The sequence below is a fragment of the Paenibacillus sp. FSL K6-0108 genome (assembly GCF_045040695.1).
GTDB classification, from domain to species: domain Bacteria; phylum Bacillota; class Bacilli; order Paenibacillales; family Paenibacillaceae; genus Paenibacillus; species Paenibacillus pabuli_B.
The window spans coordinates 2443676-2460409 of the sequence record NZ_CP150288.1; the positions used below are offsets into that span (position 1 = coordinate 2443676).

The window sequence follows — 16734 nt, forward strand, 5'->3', positions numbered from 1 at the left end:
AGCTCCCGTCCTTCGCGAAGCGGAGCAGGGAGCTCGTGCAGGAGGCGAAGCCCTGCCCGTAATGGTCCCGCTTGAGCTTGGGCGGGACCGCCGCTGCAAGCGGCAGACCCGGCAACCAAGCGCTCCCACACCGACCGTCACATAGCAAGATCCTACCTGCCGCCGGTGAGCGAGACGGGAGTCCAGAGGGCAGAGCCCTCTGGGGCCCTCCCTCGGAAGGGAGGGTTTGGGTGGGTGCGACTCTTTTACTGATAAGGAATGAAGACAATGACAATTAAATTAATCGCACTGGATGTTGATGGAACGCTGCTTAACGATCATCATGAACTTACCGAATTGACGCAAGAGACTTTAATTCGTGCATCCCGCCAGGGAGCTGAGGTTGTCCTGTGTTCCGGCAGAGGTCCTGCAAACACGATCCCGTTTATGGAGCAAATGGGACTTGACGGATATGTCATTACACATAATGGTGCGGTAACTGCACAGGTTCAGACTCGTGAAGTAGTGCACCATTTTGCCATGGATGGACAGGGACTGGAGCCTTTCATAACTTACTGCCGCACGCAAGGTGTACATTTTGATATCAACACGGCGTTTGGACTTTATGTGGATCAGCCGGAAGGTTTGGAATTGCAGGTACGCGAAATGTATCAAAACTTCATGGCAGAGCCCTTAAAACTGCCGCAATGGGCAGATATGACAGAACCGCTTGCAAAATTCACTGCGTTTGGACCCATTGAGCAGATGAATACAGTGCAACAGGAGTGGTCGACCTGGAATCTTCCGTATTATATGACGCGTAGCGGTGATTTTTTCATTGATCTGATGCATCCCGAGGCCTCCAAAGGTGCAGCTCTAAAAAGACTGGCCGAAGCAAAAGGAATCCTGCCTTCCGAAATCATGGCGGTTGGTAATTACTACAATGACATTACCATGCTGACTTTTGCGGGCAAAGGGGTTGCGATGGACAACTCCCCAGATGAAGTCAAAGCTGCTGCGGATGAGGTGACACTTTCGAACAATGATCAGGGTGTTGCCCACGCTATCCAAAAATATGTGTTGTCCGTGTAACAGCGCCCTCAAATCTGAATAACGTTGTATCTTATAAACTGCCGCTCTCAGGGGTAACCTAATAGAATAACGTTAGGAACAGAGGGGGACAGGTACATGGAACTGAAAGTGGAGCTGATTCCTGATATTCGTACATCAGGTGGCGAAGTGATGGATATTATGGTGGAAGGTATATATGCGGGTTCGCTGCTGCTTGTGTTCAGGGAAGGGGATCGGGTATCCGGCAGCCTTCAGATGGAGCAGGATTCGCTACCTGACGAGACAGAACAATATATTGTGGAGCAGGTGCACGAATATATTCGTGCTTTCACGGATGCGGTAAATGCTGCTGAATATGAAGTGATTGTAAGCTGCGGCACATTGCATTCTGTGTTACAGAAGTCAGAGTCTCAAATGGATGCGTTAATTCAGTCGCCGCAGTCTGAAGATACGTATAACCACGATGGACAGAATGATTGGGCTGGTATAAATGAAGTGCATGTCATTCCCAGCTCACAAGCCGAGTCGTTTACATATGAAGACCCGGAACATTTGCTGGAGATGGAGATGGTAAGCGCCGGACGCAGCATATCCACCTATGTATTTAATGACGCCCATGGGCAGGAACTGGCTGAAGCCTCTCTGAAACAATATGGTGCCGATGTACAGGGGGAGATCCATTGGTATGAAGACCCGGCAGAGAATTATCAGGATGCGGCTGCCGAGCTGCTCGTACGAGAGCTGGATGAAGAAATCATCGATACGATTACGATCCGCATGTGGCATCAAGGGCAGGAGCTGGAATCAGCGGAATGGGTGCATCGGGATTTTGCGGATGAGGATGAGATAGAGGCAGAAGAAGATCTCGAAGAGATTGAAGCTGCTGAAGAAGCCTGTTATGTCATGTTGGTACGCAAAGATCGGGAGTTTCGGGTATATGAACTGTTTCTACAAGAACGCGGAGGGTTACCTGTAGGTACAGCAACGATTGATACTTCACAAGCGGATTTGTCAGGCTATATGGATTATCAGGTTCCAGGCACAAGTGCTCAGCGAAAGAGTCTGGTTGAAGTTCTGATGCGGGAGCTGGACAAAGAGCTTGAATTTGATACATTACATCTCACGATGTTATATCGAAATCAAATTATTGATGAAGCGAAGATAGAAGGGTAGAGACATGGTAAGAGGCACAGCCTCTTGCCTTTTTTTGTTTTCTTTTTGACGAACAGGCCATTTCTCGGTATAGTACCATTAGTTTAAGAGAGACCTGGAAGTGGAGGAGAATCATGAAGCACTCATTCAGTATCATAACAGACTATATTAATGACGAATTTAAAGCATTGCAGGCTCAGCAGGAAGACACGGAGGATGTGATGTCTCTGCTTATGGAAACAGCCGAATGGCTGCGGAGCCAGGGATCTTCTCAATGGAATGCGTTGTTAAAAGGTGAGGATTCTCATAATACGGCGGAGGCGATTCAGCGTGGCGACGTATTTGTATTTAAGCAGGGTTCTGACGTAGCTGGCATGGTTATTTTGATGAGTCAGCCAAGTGCATGGGATGTGCATTTGTGGGGAAGCAAAGCGTATGCCGGGGATGGTGCACTTTATTTGCACCGATTAGCCATTCGCAGAAAATATGCCCAGAGTGGATTGGGACGCGCGATTTTGCAATGGTCCAGCAGCGGGATACAATTTGAGGATAAACATATCGTCCGATTGGATTGTGGAGCGGATAACGCCACGTTGAACGCTTTTTATGCGCGTAACGACTATACCTTTGTGCGAGAGACAGACGGCTTCAGTACGTATGAAAAGGCGATCACACGTCTGTCTGTATAATTTTCACCACAATTTGCAATATATGAAGAACTCAAATTAGCCGGGAGCTAGCAATGCTCACCGGCTTTCATATGTATGTCGTCAAAAGAGGTTTAATCTCCCTCCATATATCCGCTTCTTAGCCGAGCATATCCCGAATATGTTGTATATACGGCTCTGGAGTGAAGGCTTACGCTCAAACAAGATGAAGAAAATGAACGTATAGTAGAATAAAGACACCAGGAGAGCGGTTATTTCCGGTGGAGTTGTGCTCAAGACCTAACAATATTCGTAATGTCGTCAATATCAGAACCAACATGGTACAATTGATATTGAAATGAATTCAATGATTAAAGCGGTAACATGACCGAGTGATAAGAAATCTCATTTTGTACCTTTACTGAACATATGTTCTGATATATCATGATTGAAGATGTACTGAGAAGACTTATGCTAGAAAGGGGGAAACTAACGGTGAGATTGCTGCAGGCGCTTTTCTTTCCTCCGGAGCAGCCCGGAGGTGTATCCTCTATGATTCCGTATATGCAAGAGAGGTTTACCCCCCCGAGGTGGGAGATGGATCTGTTCTCTTTACCCAAGCGTATTCGTAACAAGGGCAGAGAAGATATCCAGTTTGAGACGTTCGATTGGACTCCGTATCAGGATAGTCCTGTCGTTCAAAAATATATGCAAACGTATCGGGATTATTTGTGGTGGACCAAGCTGCGTATTCAGAAGCCTTATGATCTGATTCATGCCCATCACCCTATTGCGGGGCTTGCGATGAAGAAGGTTTTCCCGGATGTTCCCCTCATTCAAACGATCCACTCCAGTTATGAGCGAGAACTGATATTGAACGGACGCATTGAGCCCAACGGACCGGAGCATCAATTCCTGTTGTCCATCTATGGTGAGCTGGAGCATCAGGCAGAGCGGTTGTTAACCGTATCGGATTCTTTCCGTCGTTATTTGTCGCCTTATGTGCAACATCCCGATGTCATCGGTGTCATTCCGAATGGTTTTGATGAGAAAAGGTTTAAGCCAATTCCCCATGAGAATGCGATACCACAGCTGGTCACCGTATGCCGTCTGGTTCCGGCGAAAGGGCTGGACATTCTGTTCAAAGCCTGTGCCGAACTGAAAGCGCGGGGACATGATTATGTGCTTCATATTATTGGGGACGGACCGATCCGTCCAGACTTGGAAGAGTTGGCCCAGCGGCTGGGTATTTATAATGAGACTATTTTCTATGGTTACACGCTGCATCCTGAGGAATTCATGCCATTTTTTGATATCTTTGTACTTCCGTCGCGGGCGGAGGCGTTTGGATCTGTTTTCGCCGAAGCTGCGCTTAGCTGTCTTGCCCTTGTAGGTACAGACGTTGGCGGCATACCAGAGCAAATCGAGAACGGCAGCAACGGCTTACTGGTGCCTTCAGAAGATCCGTCTGCACTGGCAGAAGCGCTGGAGAAGGTGATGGTTGACCCGGCGTACCGTTATGAGCTCGCCCGTTCGGCATGTGAGAAGGCCAAAACCCATTACTCTTTGGGCAGATCAGTCAATGAACTGAAAAAAATGTATTTGCAATTTCCGAGCCAGTTCTAATTTCTGGAAAGGAAAAAGAAGGAAGCCACTGTGTAAACAGTGGCTTTTTTATGTTTAGGGATTCGAAGATTCGCAACAAAAAGATCCTCTGTTATAGGTGTTTGTTACGACCGCGAAAGCTTCCCCATTGATCCATTACTAATTTTGCAGCCCAGATCAGTGCCAAACTACCGAAAATGGGGTAAAGAATAGAGAGCAGTGAACTGAATCCAAACTGGCTGAGCGAATAACATAACATCATGATGGTCAGCATAATTAGTTTGGGATGTACTTGGACATGCTGTCTGAGCTGGAGGGTCATTCCATAGATATCGGCTACAAATGTACTGAAGATTTCCATAAAAATGAGGGATACATAGATAGACTGGACTATCCATCCAAGTTGAAAGGCAATGCTTCCCATTGGAATTTCAAATTGGATGATGCCAGGCATCTGGGCTGACATGGCAAAGTGAGCTGCCATAAGCATGAATCCAACACCAATCCCGCCCAGAACGCCGCCCCATTTCAGTACCTTTCGGCTGCGAATCTGATTACCCACTGGAACGAGTACTGCTTGGGCAAGTGCAAGGTTGAATGAACTATACAAAAGAGGAGATAACCAGACCTGGATTGGATTGCTGTCAGTGGTCAATGTAATAAATCGGTTTGCGCCGGGATGATGTATGGTGCTGGTGATCATAAGCAGGGACAGCAGGAGCATCATGGGCACCACGATACTGTTCATTTGCAGAATGGCTTGAATACCCCGTCCAAGCAGCAGATATGTACCTATAAGGGTAACAATCAGACCAGTCTGATAGTGAAGCCCCAGATGCTCTACAAAGACCGATCCTGCTCCGGCCAGCATGACACTGTTTACTCCGATCAAAATTATGAGGGTAACCCAGGTAATCCAGATTCCAGCTTTATGACCGAATAGATGCTTGTTGAGATCTTCGTAAGAGCGCGAGCCGGTATCATGGGCAATCAGCATCATTTTTGTACCTAACCAGACAAAGAGCATGGTCGATAAGCCAATGGTAATGGTGGCCCATTTGCCATACTGGGTAAAAAACTGCAATATCTCTTGTCCTGTTGCAAAGCCGGCTCCTACTACCGTTCCAATGTATGTAAATGCGATCTGCAGCACCCGTAATGCCTGTTTCATGCGTTTCCCCTCTCAGGCCCCTGAATAGTTTGGACATGCGGGTGCCATGGTACAAGGTATGCTTGACCCATCAAAGTCATGACAATTAAAGTGTGACAGGGTCATTTAGATGCTCTGGACAAGAGCAAAGGCAATTTCGCTTGAACTGATAGCCGGATGTATGATACTTTTACGTCATAGGATAGGCTTGGGAGGTCAAATTATGGAAGTATTGAAACAACGAATTTTACAAGAAGGTGTAGTCATGTCAGATCAGGTGCTTAAGCTGGATGGTCTGCTGAATCACCAGATAGATCCTGCATTGACGATGGAAATGGGGCGTGAGTTTGCCGCTCGTTTCCGTGAAAGTGGTGTTACCCGGGTCGTTACAGTGGAGTCTTCCGGGATTCCGGTTGCCTTTGCTGCCGCACATGAATTGGGTGTTCCGCTGGTATTTGCCCGTCGCAAAAAGACACTTTTGGCTGACCCCGACGCCTACTGTGAAAGGGTTCCATCTTTTACCAAAGGAATCGTAACTGATATTATGGTGTCCCGTGAATATATTCATGAGAATGACCGTATTTTGTTCATTGACGATATTATTGCGAATGGCGATGCCGCTCGTGGTGTCATAAAAATTATCGAACGTTCGGGTGCGGAACTGGTTGGATTTGGTGTCGTGGTCGAAAAATGTTTTCAGGCAGGAGCCCGCACCATTCGGGAGCAGGGCATCCCGGTAGAAGCCTTGGTGCGTATTCGTTCACTGAACGATGGCACCGTGCAATTTGATGATAACGAATTGTGACTTTTTAAAGGAAAAAGTGCCTAATTTTATAACAATGCCTTTGCATGACCGCTGATTTCATTTATAATGGGGTTATGTTAGGGAGAGGAGGCAACACCATGGGTAACCAACCGGCAACAGAACAATTTTTTATTGATAAGCTGGCGGAATCGAAAGTACATTTTGAGCGTGCCCTGGATTGTAAACATACGGAATTCGATGACCTTTATCCCTATATGATTGAACATCCTCAATTTTTCTGGTACAAACGCTACGTTGCCTGGTCAGAATTGCTGACGATTGTAGGCTTGTGCGAAGAGTTGTCCTTCTCTTGGAAAGAACAATTTACACCGCATCAAGTGGAGTACCTTGAAGAACGTGTGATGTCCGCCAAAGTGCTTGATTTTTGGTTTGAGAAGAACGACAGCAAAGAGCACGCGCAGCGGTAACTTTCAGTCGGGACATACTTTCGAATGACATGACAGTCCAATACAGTCACGTGAGACCTAAATGACTTTTCATTTAGGTCTCTTTTTGTAAATAATTTTTTTGGAGAAAGTAGGCGCCATAAATATGATCAGTGATGCAGAATTGGATGCACTGCGTTTATCGGGTGAAAAAGTAAGGGTAGTACGGGACGAGATTCAGTCCAATGATGTGACGGGCATTGTAGTGGCCTGGGACGGGGAGCAGGTGCTCATTCGCCGTCAGAATCGTCGTGTGGTCAAGCTCGACCGGAATTATCAGTATCAGTTGTTCAGCGAGCCACGTAAGAGTCCGCTCGAAGAATAGGACATGCGTTCTTTAGGTTCATTTACCATGGATGTTTTGGCATAATTGCACCTCTCGGGTGAAAAGATAGGTACAGTGAGAGCTTGTAACATATCAGCCGAGAGGATGTGCGGTAACCATGACATTGATGAATGATAAGGTTCATGCCTATAAAGATCAGATTGGTGAATTAAGCGACGTGCTGCCAGCTGTGGTGAAGTCTTATCATGAGTTCACTGGAGAATGTTTTCAGGCAGGGGCGATTGATGCCAAGACCAAACAGCTGATTGCGCTGGGCATTGGTTTGTTCGCTAATAATGAAGTGTGTACGTTCTACCATGTGGAAGAGGCACGTGCCAAGGGAGCAACAGATCAGGAGATTATGGAGACGGTTGCTGTGGCAGGAGCCGTAGGCGGAGGTCATGCGCTGTCTCAGGGTGCAATGAGGGTACAGAAAGCTTTGCATTAGTAATGATGATGTGTTGAAGCTGATTACGATCTCGAATTTTAAGTATTGTAGAAAAATCAATGTAAACAAAGAAAAGGCTCCGGTGATAACCGAAGCCTTTTCCTTGTTTAACTTATATTTTTCCCAGCATTTTGTTATACATAAACTGTCCTGTTACCCGGCGTGCTGTTACGTAACGATCGTTGAAATAAGGATTGGATAATTGGGTGATGCTTACACCCTTGCTGCTTGAAGCATGAGCGAACTGTCCGCCCCCGATATATACACCTGTATGTGAAATACCATTGCCCATCGTATTAAAGAATACCAGGTCACCCGTACGCAGATTGGCTTTGGATACCGGCGTTCCGGCCTTGGCTTGCTGTTGCGAAGTGCGTGGCAATTCAATGCTGTATTTGTTGAAAATATATCTCATGAATCCAGAGCAATCAAACCCGGCCAGTGTAGTGCCACCCCATTTGTAAGGTATGCCTGTCATGTTGTTAACGACGGTGTTAATACTGCTTGCCTCTGTGCTTGCTGCACCAGATGTAAATAGAACTGCTGCTCCAAAAATAGAAATGATAAGCTTTTTCAAAATTATGTTCTCCCTTCGATGCCTACGGAGTTAGCTAAGGGTTCGGTAGAAGGTTCCCTATATTTCCTATGTATAAGAATAATTCACCCAAAATGGTTCCCCCGTTTTCAAACATGAAACTCGGCAAATGAATAATTAAGTTTTTGTAACCTTTTGAAACTATATTGCATAAATGCGAAAATGTCAAACCGATCTTGAACCCTTCTTATCATCTCAATGTTAACGGAATTCTAGATTATTATGTAGAAAAAACTCGAATGATGGGTTCTAATAGATGACAAAAAAGTAACTACTGTTTCAGAAGGAGAGAAATTGGACAATTTATTGGTTTTCTCACATACAATTAAAAGATAATTATAGGGTAATCCAAAGAATTTGTTACATGTTGTTGCAAATATTGACAAAATTCATATTTTTGCATAGAATCATTTTTATACATTCCACTTATTGGATGAAAAGAAATAGTTTGAGTTTAAAAACAAATATAAGGAGGACAGATTGGCAGGGGAACAGTTTGCAGAAAATGAATTGAGGAGTGTTTCTAATCTATGTTGAAGGCAAAAACAAGGTTTGCATCTTTTGTTATGGCATGTACAATGGTTTTCTCTGTTGTCGGAATGGTATTTCAGCCTGCTGCTAAGGTATCTGCTGCAGACGCCTCTGGAACGACAGCAAGTATCTCTGATATTTTGAAGAATCAACGTCCTGACGGGGGATGGAAGAAAGATTACAAAGAAACAAGTGGCGAGTGGACCAAATCTACGATTGATAACAAAGCTACATACTCAGAAATTAGAAGATTAGCCAAGGAATTCAAAAAGACGAATGATCCACGCTACTCGGCTGCTGCTATCAAAGGAATCAACTTTTTGCTGAATATGCAGTACTCCAATGGAGGGTGGCCGCAAGTATACCAGAGCTCGGGCTATCACAAGCACATTACCTTCAACGACGATGCCATGATTAATGTCATGTACATGCTGGATGAAGTAGGTGCACGTAAAGGAGATTTCTCATTCATCGACAGCTCTCTTGCAGATCGCAGTAAAAAATCAGTTGCCAAAGGTGTAGAGGCTATTCTCAATACACAGGTTGTAACAAACGGTAAACTGACTGCATGGGGGCAGCAGCATGATTCCAGTACCCTTAAACCTGCAGGAGCTAGGATTTATGAAGTGCCTTCTCTGAGTGCTGGAGAGAGCAGTACAATTGTGAAGTTTTTAAAAACTAGACCGGCTAACTCCAAAATTACTGCCTCCATCAAAGCGGCAGAAGCCTGGTTCAACAAAGTTAAAATTACTGGTTACAAGTATGTCAGAGAAAACGGAGACAGCCAACTCATTGCAGATTCAGGTGCAGCGCCAATTTGGGCACGTTTCTACGAAATTGGAACGGATAAACCGATTTTCGTAGGACGTGATGGGGTTGTGAAATACAAACTCAGCGATATCGATAAGGAAAGAAGAGGTGGGTATGCCTGGTACGGCAACTGGCCTTCCAAGATCTAATTTATAAAAAGCTTTACACATTAGAAGAGGAATTATTTTTTTGTTGACACTAATTATCTGCACATGATATATTATTTCTTGTCGCCGCGATATAATTTCTCGGGGATAAGATATACGCGGTCGTGGCGGAATTGGCAGACGCGCACGGTTCAGGTCCGTGTGGGCTAACCCCCGTGGAGGTTCGAGTCCTCTCGACCGCATCATGTGTAACACGAAGAAAGGTTCCTAGAATGGCATTGCTGCCACTCTAGGAACCTTTTTTATTTTTTTACGGATCAGAGTGGTTGCTCATCCTGACTGTTTTTCAACCATTCCTTCAACTTGAGCAAAGAAGAAGTTTATCTTTGTTTATTTATCCAAAAATGGAAAAGTGTTTGTTCTGCGACGGTTTGCCCCTGTATTTCAGGTTAATTGTACGTAAAATACCGAATTGTACCTATCTTGGGAATGCCTCATCCACTATTCTCTTCTCGTATGGAAGCGCTATCAACAGGGATTTGAATGACCAAATTCAGAGGGGGTAGGGATAATTTGAAACGAATCGGAAAAAGGATGGCAATGTGTTTTATGGTATTCATGATTGCGGCGGTGCAGTTCGGGATTATGGGAACGACAGGCAATGTGGCACAAGCAGCAGATAAGAGCCTGGCCCAAAAGCCGTATATGGGTTGGAGCAGTTACAGCATGCAGGTATATGACGGGGCGGGTAACTGGACATCGGCCGAGAGTATTAAGAAGCAGTCGGACGCCATGCGCGAGAAGCTGCAAGCTCATGGATATGAATACATTAATATTGATGCTGGCTGGAACGGTGACGAAGATGAATACGGCCGTCCTATTCCGAGTACTGTACTTTATCCAAATGGATTTCAGGAAGTCATTGATTATGTCCATAATAACGGACAGAAGATCGGGATCTATCTCATTCCGGGACTATCAATCACCGCCTACAATAAAAATCTGGAGGTGTATGGAACGGGTGGGGCATGTCGTATGCAGGATATTGCAGTAAAGCCGCTCGTTGTAATGGATGCTTGGGATTCATACACTTACAAAATTGATTTTTCGAATCCTTGCTCACAGAAGTATGTTGACTCTATCGCGGATCTTCTTGGCGAGTGGGGCATCAATTTTGTCAAATTCGACAGTGTGACGCCAGGATCAGGAATCAATAACCTGAGCCGGGATGCACGCGGTGATGTGGAGGCATGGTCCAAAGCACTGGACAGAAATAATATCTGGTTTGAGCTTTCCTGGGCGCTTGACCACAATTACGTGGACTTTTGGAAAAAGTATGCAAACGGCTGGAGGATCGATTGGGATGTTGAAGCCTATGACAGCAGTAAGGGCTTAACGGAGTGGTCGAGTATTTCACGCTTATTCCCCATAGCGTCCCTCTGGTGGCGTGATGCAGGTCCGGGGGGCTGGAACGATTTTGATTCCCTCAATGTCGGGAATGGCTCGATGGATGGTCTAACCAGGGACGAGCGGAAGACCGCTACAACGTTCTGGGCGATCTCTTCGGCACCGTTATATACAGGTAATGATCTGACCAGGCTGGATAGCTATGGACTGGAGCTGCTGACGAATGACGAAGTTATCGCGGTCAATCAGGCCGGACGTCCAGCCCATCCGGTTTCCATGGACACCAAACAGCAGGTTTGGTATGCCAATAACGGAGATGGTACGTACAACGTAGCTCTGTTCAATTTGGGCAATCGGAGTGCCGAGGTTAAAGTCAAATGGAGTGATATTGGCCTCGAAGGTCCGGCTTCGGTCCGTGATCTCTGGAGCCATTCCGAGCTGGGGAATTTCAATCATGAATTCAGTGGCGGCGTGCTGGAACCCCATGCTTCCCGGATGCTTAAAGTAACCGCACTGAGCGGAACATCGGCCGTTAATGATGATGATACGGGCATGCGTTATAGTGGGGATTGGAAGCGCAACGGAGGCAAGGAGCAAATCGATGGCAGCCAGGATATAAGCATCGCCATTACGGATTCCTCGACCACTGGTCCAGCAAATATGAATACGCAGCAGGGAGCTGACTTGGAAGCCGGAGATGACCCAACAGCGAATGCAGAAAATGTAGCAAATGCTGCTTCCATGGATGCGGCTGCTGTTACCGATGTGGTGTACATTAATGATGATGACAGCCATATTCAATACAAGGGTTCATGGAGTCCAAATACCGGCAGAAGTTTCGGGGATTACAAAGATGACGTACATTTTACGGAAAGAGACGGTGATTCTTTTGAATATACCTTTACCGGAACAGGCATTGACCTGCTGACGGAGAAGGATCAGGGTCTGGGAGACATGATTGTCACACTCGACGATGGAACGCCTGAAACGGTTAGCGCTTATACCAATGGTGAACGAGAAGTCCAACAGGTGCTGTATAGTGCTGCTGGGTTGACTAACGGTTCGCATACCTTGAAGGTAGTCAAACAATCGGGGCAGTACATGTTGCTGGACGCACTTAAAGTAACAATGGAAATTCCTACAGGAGGGCAGAACAGCACCATTAGTCCTGCTTCTGCTGACTTTGACAAGGCAACAGAACAACAGAAGGATATTACTGTCACGCTCTCATTGAACGGAAATACATTAACTGGCATTGAAAATGACGGAGTAATGCTTAGTGAAGACGACTACACGGTGGTCAATGACCAACTGAACATCAAGAAAGAATATCTCGCCAAACTGCCTGTAGGAACAACAGACTTCGTGGTCGCTTTCAGCGCTGGTAATTCGCAAACTCTTACCGTTCGGGTCAGTGATACAACGGGCATTCGTTATGAACTGATCAATAACGACGATCCGGCCATTAAGTACAATGGCTCATGGTCCCGCAGCACAGGGCGAGGGATGGGCGACTATAAGGATGATGTGCAGTATACCGAGACGAATGGTGATTCTTTTGAATATAGCTTCCGAGGAACGGGAATCCAGCTGTTCACGGAGGTAGACCAGTCTCAGGGAGATATGGATATCTATGTGGACGGTCAATTCAAGGAAACGGTCAGTGCGTATCGCAACGGAAGATTGGCACAGCAGAATCTGTACAGCATATCGGGCCTACCGGATGGGCAGCACACGCTGAAGGCCGTCAAGAAATCGGGTAGATTCATGCTGCTGGATATGCTCAAGATTGAGCTTCCAAATATGATTAATCCGGTGAATGCGAGCTTTGACAAATCAGCTTCCGCTCAGGCTGACATTGATGTCACACTGCTGGTTCAGGCGGAGAGCTTTAAGGGCATTGCCAACGGCCCCAATGAACTGATTTGGGGCACTGATTATACGGTTAGTGGCGACCACATTACACTGAGCAAAACGTATCTTGCTGCCCAGCCTGTGGGAACGTTGAATCTCCGTTTTTCCTTCGGCGGTGATTATCTCAATGACGTACATTTTACGACGGCGGATGGAGATTTCTTCGAATACACCTTCAAAGGTACCGGAATAAGCTTAATTACACCTACTGGACCAGAGCAGGGAGAAGTGGATATTTATGTCGACGGACAATTGAAGCAAACCGTGAACGCATACAGTCCGAGTCGGAAAATGATGCAGGAGATCTACAGCATCTCAGGACTGGCGAAAGGCCAGCATACACTCAAAGTTGTTAAGAAATCCGGTGAACTCATGCTGGCCGACCAGCTGAAATTTACTGTCCCTACTGGAAATGGAAACGGTGAACCAACGAATCCGTCGAATCCCGGTGGACCATCCAATCCGGGTGCACCATCCAATCCAGGCGGACCATCGACTCCAGTCGTCAAGCCCTCAGACACTTCTGTGCCCGGAACAACTCCTGAATCCGGAACTACTGACGGGACAACAGGAATAGAGAGTGGTCAGGATATAAGGTATAAGGCGTATATTCAAGGATATCCGGGCGGTTTGTTCAAGCCGGATAACAAACTCACCCGTGCAGAGATGGCGACCATAATCGCCATGGTATCTGAGAAAGAAGCCAAGGGATCTGCTGTTGCATTCAGTGACGTTAAATCTGAATATTGGGGAGCCGACGCCATAGCCAAGGTAAGCAAGATGGGGCTGATGAATGGGTACAAGGATGGCACGTTTAAGCCAAATCAGTCAATAACTCGGGCGGAGTTGGCCAGTCTTGTAGCCCTTCTTGGTCCGGATGCAGGAACTTCAGCCAATGGATTCTCTGATATTAGCAGCCACTGGGCCAAGGAAGCCATTTTGAAAGCGCAAAGCCTAGGCATCCTGAAAGGCTATAGTGATGGAACATTCCGACCGAATGCCTTACTGACAAGAGCGGAAGCCGTAGTAGCAATCAACAGAGCTTTGGGCAGAGAACCACTCACGAACGTTTCGCAACCGCAGTGGAAGGATGTTCCTTCCACACACTGGGCCTATGGCGATATTGAAGCAGCATCTACGGATCAGATTGTAAAACCCCGGACGGAAGCGGAAGAGCCAAATAAGAAATAAGGTTAACTAGGATTGGGGGCCATCTTGGCCCCTTTTTCTGAATGATAAAGGTAACTTCGGAAATGTTAAAAAAAGCAATGATAATCTTTATTTTATCGTTGCCTTTTATTCATTCCCGAATGAAACATGATTGAAGAATGAGATAAAACAATTGACTAACCCGGAAAATATTATTATCTTTGATAACGCTACCAATACCTCAAGGAGGGGGAGGAGGGTTACCCATTAAATATTCCAATGTTTTTCGTAAATTTTTAATTTCCTACGTGATCATTTTGGTGATACCCAGCATTGGCGGTTATATGTCTTATCTGACGTCCATCTCCGTAACACAGTCCATTTCCATTGACAATAGTGTTACCCAACTTCAGAAAAGCCAGGAAATATTGGAGGGCCGCATGGCAGAAGTGGAGGGATTCACCCGACAGCTTGCGGTCAATCAGGAATTGAACGTTCTCATGAATGAAAGGGACAACGAAACCAACGTATATGGGATATGGAGAACGATGGAGAATGTGTTGACCTTTGGACAGACGAATGATTTTCTGCAAAATTATTATATTTATCTTGCGAATTACAATCTAATTTTGACCCCAGGTTCTTCTTATAGACCGAATCACTATTACACTGATTTTCGTTATAACGATCTTTCGTTGGAAGAATGGATGAAGGACGTGTTGCAGAAGACCCACCGGAGTGAGATTAAACCGCTCAGTTCCTACGTCAGCAGGGGGAAGCAGACTTCGGTAATCACATATATGCAGTCATTGCCTCTGGACAGCTTCAATGATTCTTCACCGGCTGTCGCCGTTGTAATCATTGACGAGAAGATGATTCTCAATCTGTTGTCCAGCCTGAATGATCGATACGGTGGCTGGGTTCATATCAGCGATGCGGAGGGCAATACCATTGCACTTCAAGGGAGCGCTGAGCCTGACATGATGAGAATGGCCTCTGACTCTCATTTTGATCCAAGTAGAGTCAGCCAGTTTTATGGGGATGATCTTGTGATTACAACAAGATCTGATAAGAACGGATGGGTATATCAGGCGGGGATTCCCCGTCATGTCCTGATGGAGAATGCAAACAGGATCAAGGGGATGACGATGCTGATTACGGGCGGCACACTGCTCATCGGACTGATTGCTGGACTCGTGTTGGCCTACCGCAACAGCGTACCAATCAATCGACTGTTAAGTGTAATGAAAGAGCAGTTTGGAAAGGATGATTCAGCTCCCAAAAATGAATTTGATTTTTTGAGTGGAAATATCGCGGATATGCTTACCAAGAACAAGCTGCTTGAATCCGAATTGAATCGCCAGCTCCCACTGGTCAGGGATGCCTTTCTGAAGCGGCTGATCTCCGGCGAATTCAAATCGCGGGATGAGATTCTTTCCACGGCCGAACAGGCAGATATTAATTTGTATCAAGGCACGGGATATGCAGGAATTGTCCAGATTAAGGGGTATGCCAGTATGGACAGTGTTGAAATCCTGAATGAACTGAATGCCTCCCGGCTACTGTTGAAGCAGGCTTTGGCTGATCTGGGCGTAGATGTCCTGATGACGGATATGGGCTCGGATAAAGTGGTCATCCTGTTCTTTTCCAGGGAAACCGACTCCGGAAAGGATCGTGAAAAGGAAGATATCACGCATATCATGGAGAATTTGGCACAGTATGTGTTTAATGAATACAGGATCACCATCCAGTCCGGATTCGGAAATTTATTTACATCGTTGACAGAGGTCAGCCTTTCCTTTGATCAGGCCAATCAAGCGCTGGAGTATGCAGTCTACATGAACAAAAAAGGCATGCTGTGGAATAACGAAGCCCAAACCGAAAATACAACGTATTATTACCCGCTGGATTCGGAGCAGCGACTGATTGGCACGATCCGTGCAGGAGAGCTTGAAGAGGCCAAACGGATTGTCGATGCAATTATTGTGCAGAACATGGAGCAGCGGGAGTTGTCCATGGAAATGAAACATCAACTTGTCGGAGAAATGAAGGGGACATTTCTCAAACTGCTTGATCAAAAGGCGTTTATGGAGTACACCTCCATCGAGAATGTGAAACGGCGGGTCATTGATATTGGTTCCTCGGAGCCGCTCGAAACGATCAAAGCTGAGTTTTATGAAATCATGGAAGAGCTTTGCTCCGTTATTGCCAACAAGAAGAAGGATGCCCATATTCAAATCATCAAACAGATTAAGGAATTCACTGCGAAAATGTATTCAGATACAGAGCTGACGCTGTATCGGGTGGCAGAACATGTGGAGCGGCCCGAGAAATACATTTCTCAATTATTCAAAGAGTTTACCGGTGTTAATTTCTCCGACCACCTGATCAAAGTTCGAATGGACCAGGCGGAGATCTTGTTGAAAGAGAGCAATTATACGGTGGATGAGATTGCGTCACGGGTAGGTTATAATAGTTCTCACTCCTTCAGGAGGGCCTTCAAACGATTGAATGGCGTTTCACCTAGTGTGTACAGACAATCGGTTGACGATTAGATGAAAGGAAGACCTTTAGACTGTGTTGTCCGTGCTCC

General features: G+C 46.0%; 13 protein-coding genes, 1 tRNA gene and 1 riboswitch. Of the genes, 12 read left to right on the forward strand and 2 right to left on the reverse strand.

All coding sequences use genetic code 11. From position 1 onward, the window contains the following. The first annotated feature begins 267 nt into the window (after positions 1-267). The 4 genes from MHB49_RS11420 (at position 268) to MHB49_RS11435 (ending at position 4475) form a co-directional block, all read left to right on the forward strand. Positions 268-1071 (forward strand): Cof-type HAD-IIB family hydrolase, encoded by an 804-nt coding sequence (locus MHB49_RS11420; protein WP_405156176.1) that lies wholly within the window; start codon positions 268-270, stop codon positions 1069-1071. Positions 1072-1167: 96 nt separating this feature from the next. Next, a complete protein-coding gene (locus MHB49_RS11425) occupies positions 1168-2223 on the forward strand; it encodes a hypothetical protein (protein WP_405156177.1) in 1056 nt (351 codons plus the stop codon). A gap of 113 nt (positions 2224-2336) precedes the next feature. After that, the gene (locus MHB49_RS11430) at positions 2337-2891 is read left to right on the forward strand and encodes a GNAT family N-acetyltransferase (protein WP_405156178.1); all 555 of its coding nucleotides are present in this window, start codon (positions 2337-2339) and stop codon (positions 2889-2891) included. A 453-nt stretch (positions 2892-3344) separates the two neighbouring features. Next, a complete protein-coding gene (locus MHB49_RS11435; RefSeq protein ID WP_247902013.1) occupies positions 3345-4475 on the forward strand; it encodes a glycosyltransferase family 4 protein in 1131 nt (376 codons plus the stop codon). A 91-nt stretch (positions 4476-4566) separates the two neighbouring features. On the opposite strand, the gene MHB49_RS11440 is transcribed toward MHB49_RS11435, so the two are convergent. After that, positions 4567-5625 (reverse strand): hypothetical protein, encoded by a 1059-nt coding sequence (locus MHB49_RS11440; RefSeq protein ID WP_405156179.1) that lies wholly within the window; start codon positions 5623-5625, stop codon positions 4567-4569. Between the two features lie 202 nt (positions 5626-5827). On the opposite strand from MHB49_RS11440, the gene MHB49_RS11445 reads away from it, so the two are divergent. The 4 genes from MHB49_RS11445 (at position 5828) to MHB49_RS11460 (ending at position 7628) form a co-directional block, all read left to right on the forward strand. Next, positions 5828-6409, forward strand: coding sequence for a xanthine phosphoribosyltransferase (locus tag MHB49_RS11445; protein WP_247902015.1), 582 nt, complete (start codon positions 5828-5830; stop codon positions 6407-6409). 98 nt (positions 6410-6507) lie between these two features. After that, positions 6508-6837, forward strand: a complete 330-nt coding sequence (locus tag MHB49_RS11450; protein ID WP_024629266.1) for a hypothetical protein — start codon at positions 6508-6510, stop codon at positions 6835-6837. Positions 6838-6961: 124 nt separating this feature from the next. Continuing rightward, the gene (locus MHB49_RS11455; RefSeq protein WP_076289379.1) at positions 6962-7180 is read left to right on the forward strand and encodes a hypothetical protein; all 219 of its coding nucleotides are present in this window, start codon (positions 6962-6964) and stop codon (positions 7178-7180) included. A 118-nt stretch (positions 7181-7298) separates the two neighbouring features. Then, positions 7299-7628 carry a carboxymuconolactone decarboxylase family protein gene (locus MHB49_RS11460; protein ID WP_062322073.1) on the forward strand — a complete coding sequence of 110 codons (330 nt, stop codon included), beginning with the start codon at positions 7299-7301 and terminating at the stop codon, positions 7626-7628. 112 nt (positions 7629-7740) lie between these two features. On the opposite strand, the gene MHB49_RS11465 is transcribed toward MHB49_RS11460, so the two are convergent. Beyond that, entirely contained in the window at positions 7741-8205 is a 465-nt protein-coding gene (locus tag MHB49_RS11465; protein ID WP_090895654.1) for a C40 family peptidase, read from the reverse strand. Positions 8206-8209: 4 nt separating this feature from the next. Next, positions 8210-8341: riboswitch (cyclic di-AMP (ydaO/yuaA leader) on the reverse strand. Positions 8342-8753: 412 nt separating this feature from the next. On the opposite strand from MHB49_RS11465, the gene pelA reads away from it, so the two are divergent. The 4 genes from pelA (at position 8754) to MHB49_RS11485 (ending at position 16696) form a co-directional block, all read left to right on the forward strand. After that, a complete protein-coding gene (pelA, locus tag MHB49_RS11470) occupies positions 8754-9713 on the forward strand; it encodes a pectate lyase (protein ID WP_405156180.1) in 960 nt (319 codons plus the stop codon). Positions 9714-9829: 116 nt separating this feature from the next. Further along, positions 9830-9913, forward strand: a tRNA-Leu gene (locus tag MHB49_RS11475). Between the two features lie 352 nt (positions 9914-10265). Further along, on the forward strand, positions 10266-14183 hold the full coding sequence (locus MHB49_RS11480) for a X2-like carbohydrate binding domain-containing protein (RefSeq protein ID WP_405156181.1): 3918 nt from the start codon (positions 10266-10268) through the stop codon (positions 14181-14183). A 302-nt stretch (positions 14184-14485) separates the two neighbouring features. Further along, entirely contained in the window at positions 14486-16696 is a 2211-nt protein-coding gene (locus tag MHB49_RS11485) for a helix-turn-helix domain-containing protein (protein ID WP_405156182.1), read from the forward strand. The last annotated feature ends 38 nt before the right edge of the window (positions 16697-16734 follow it).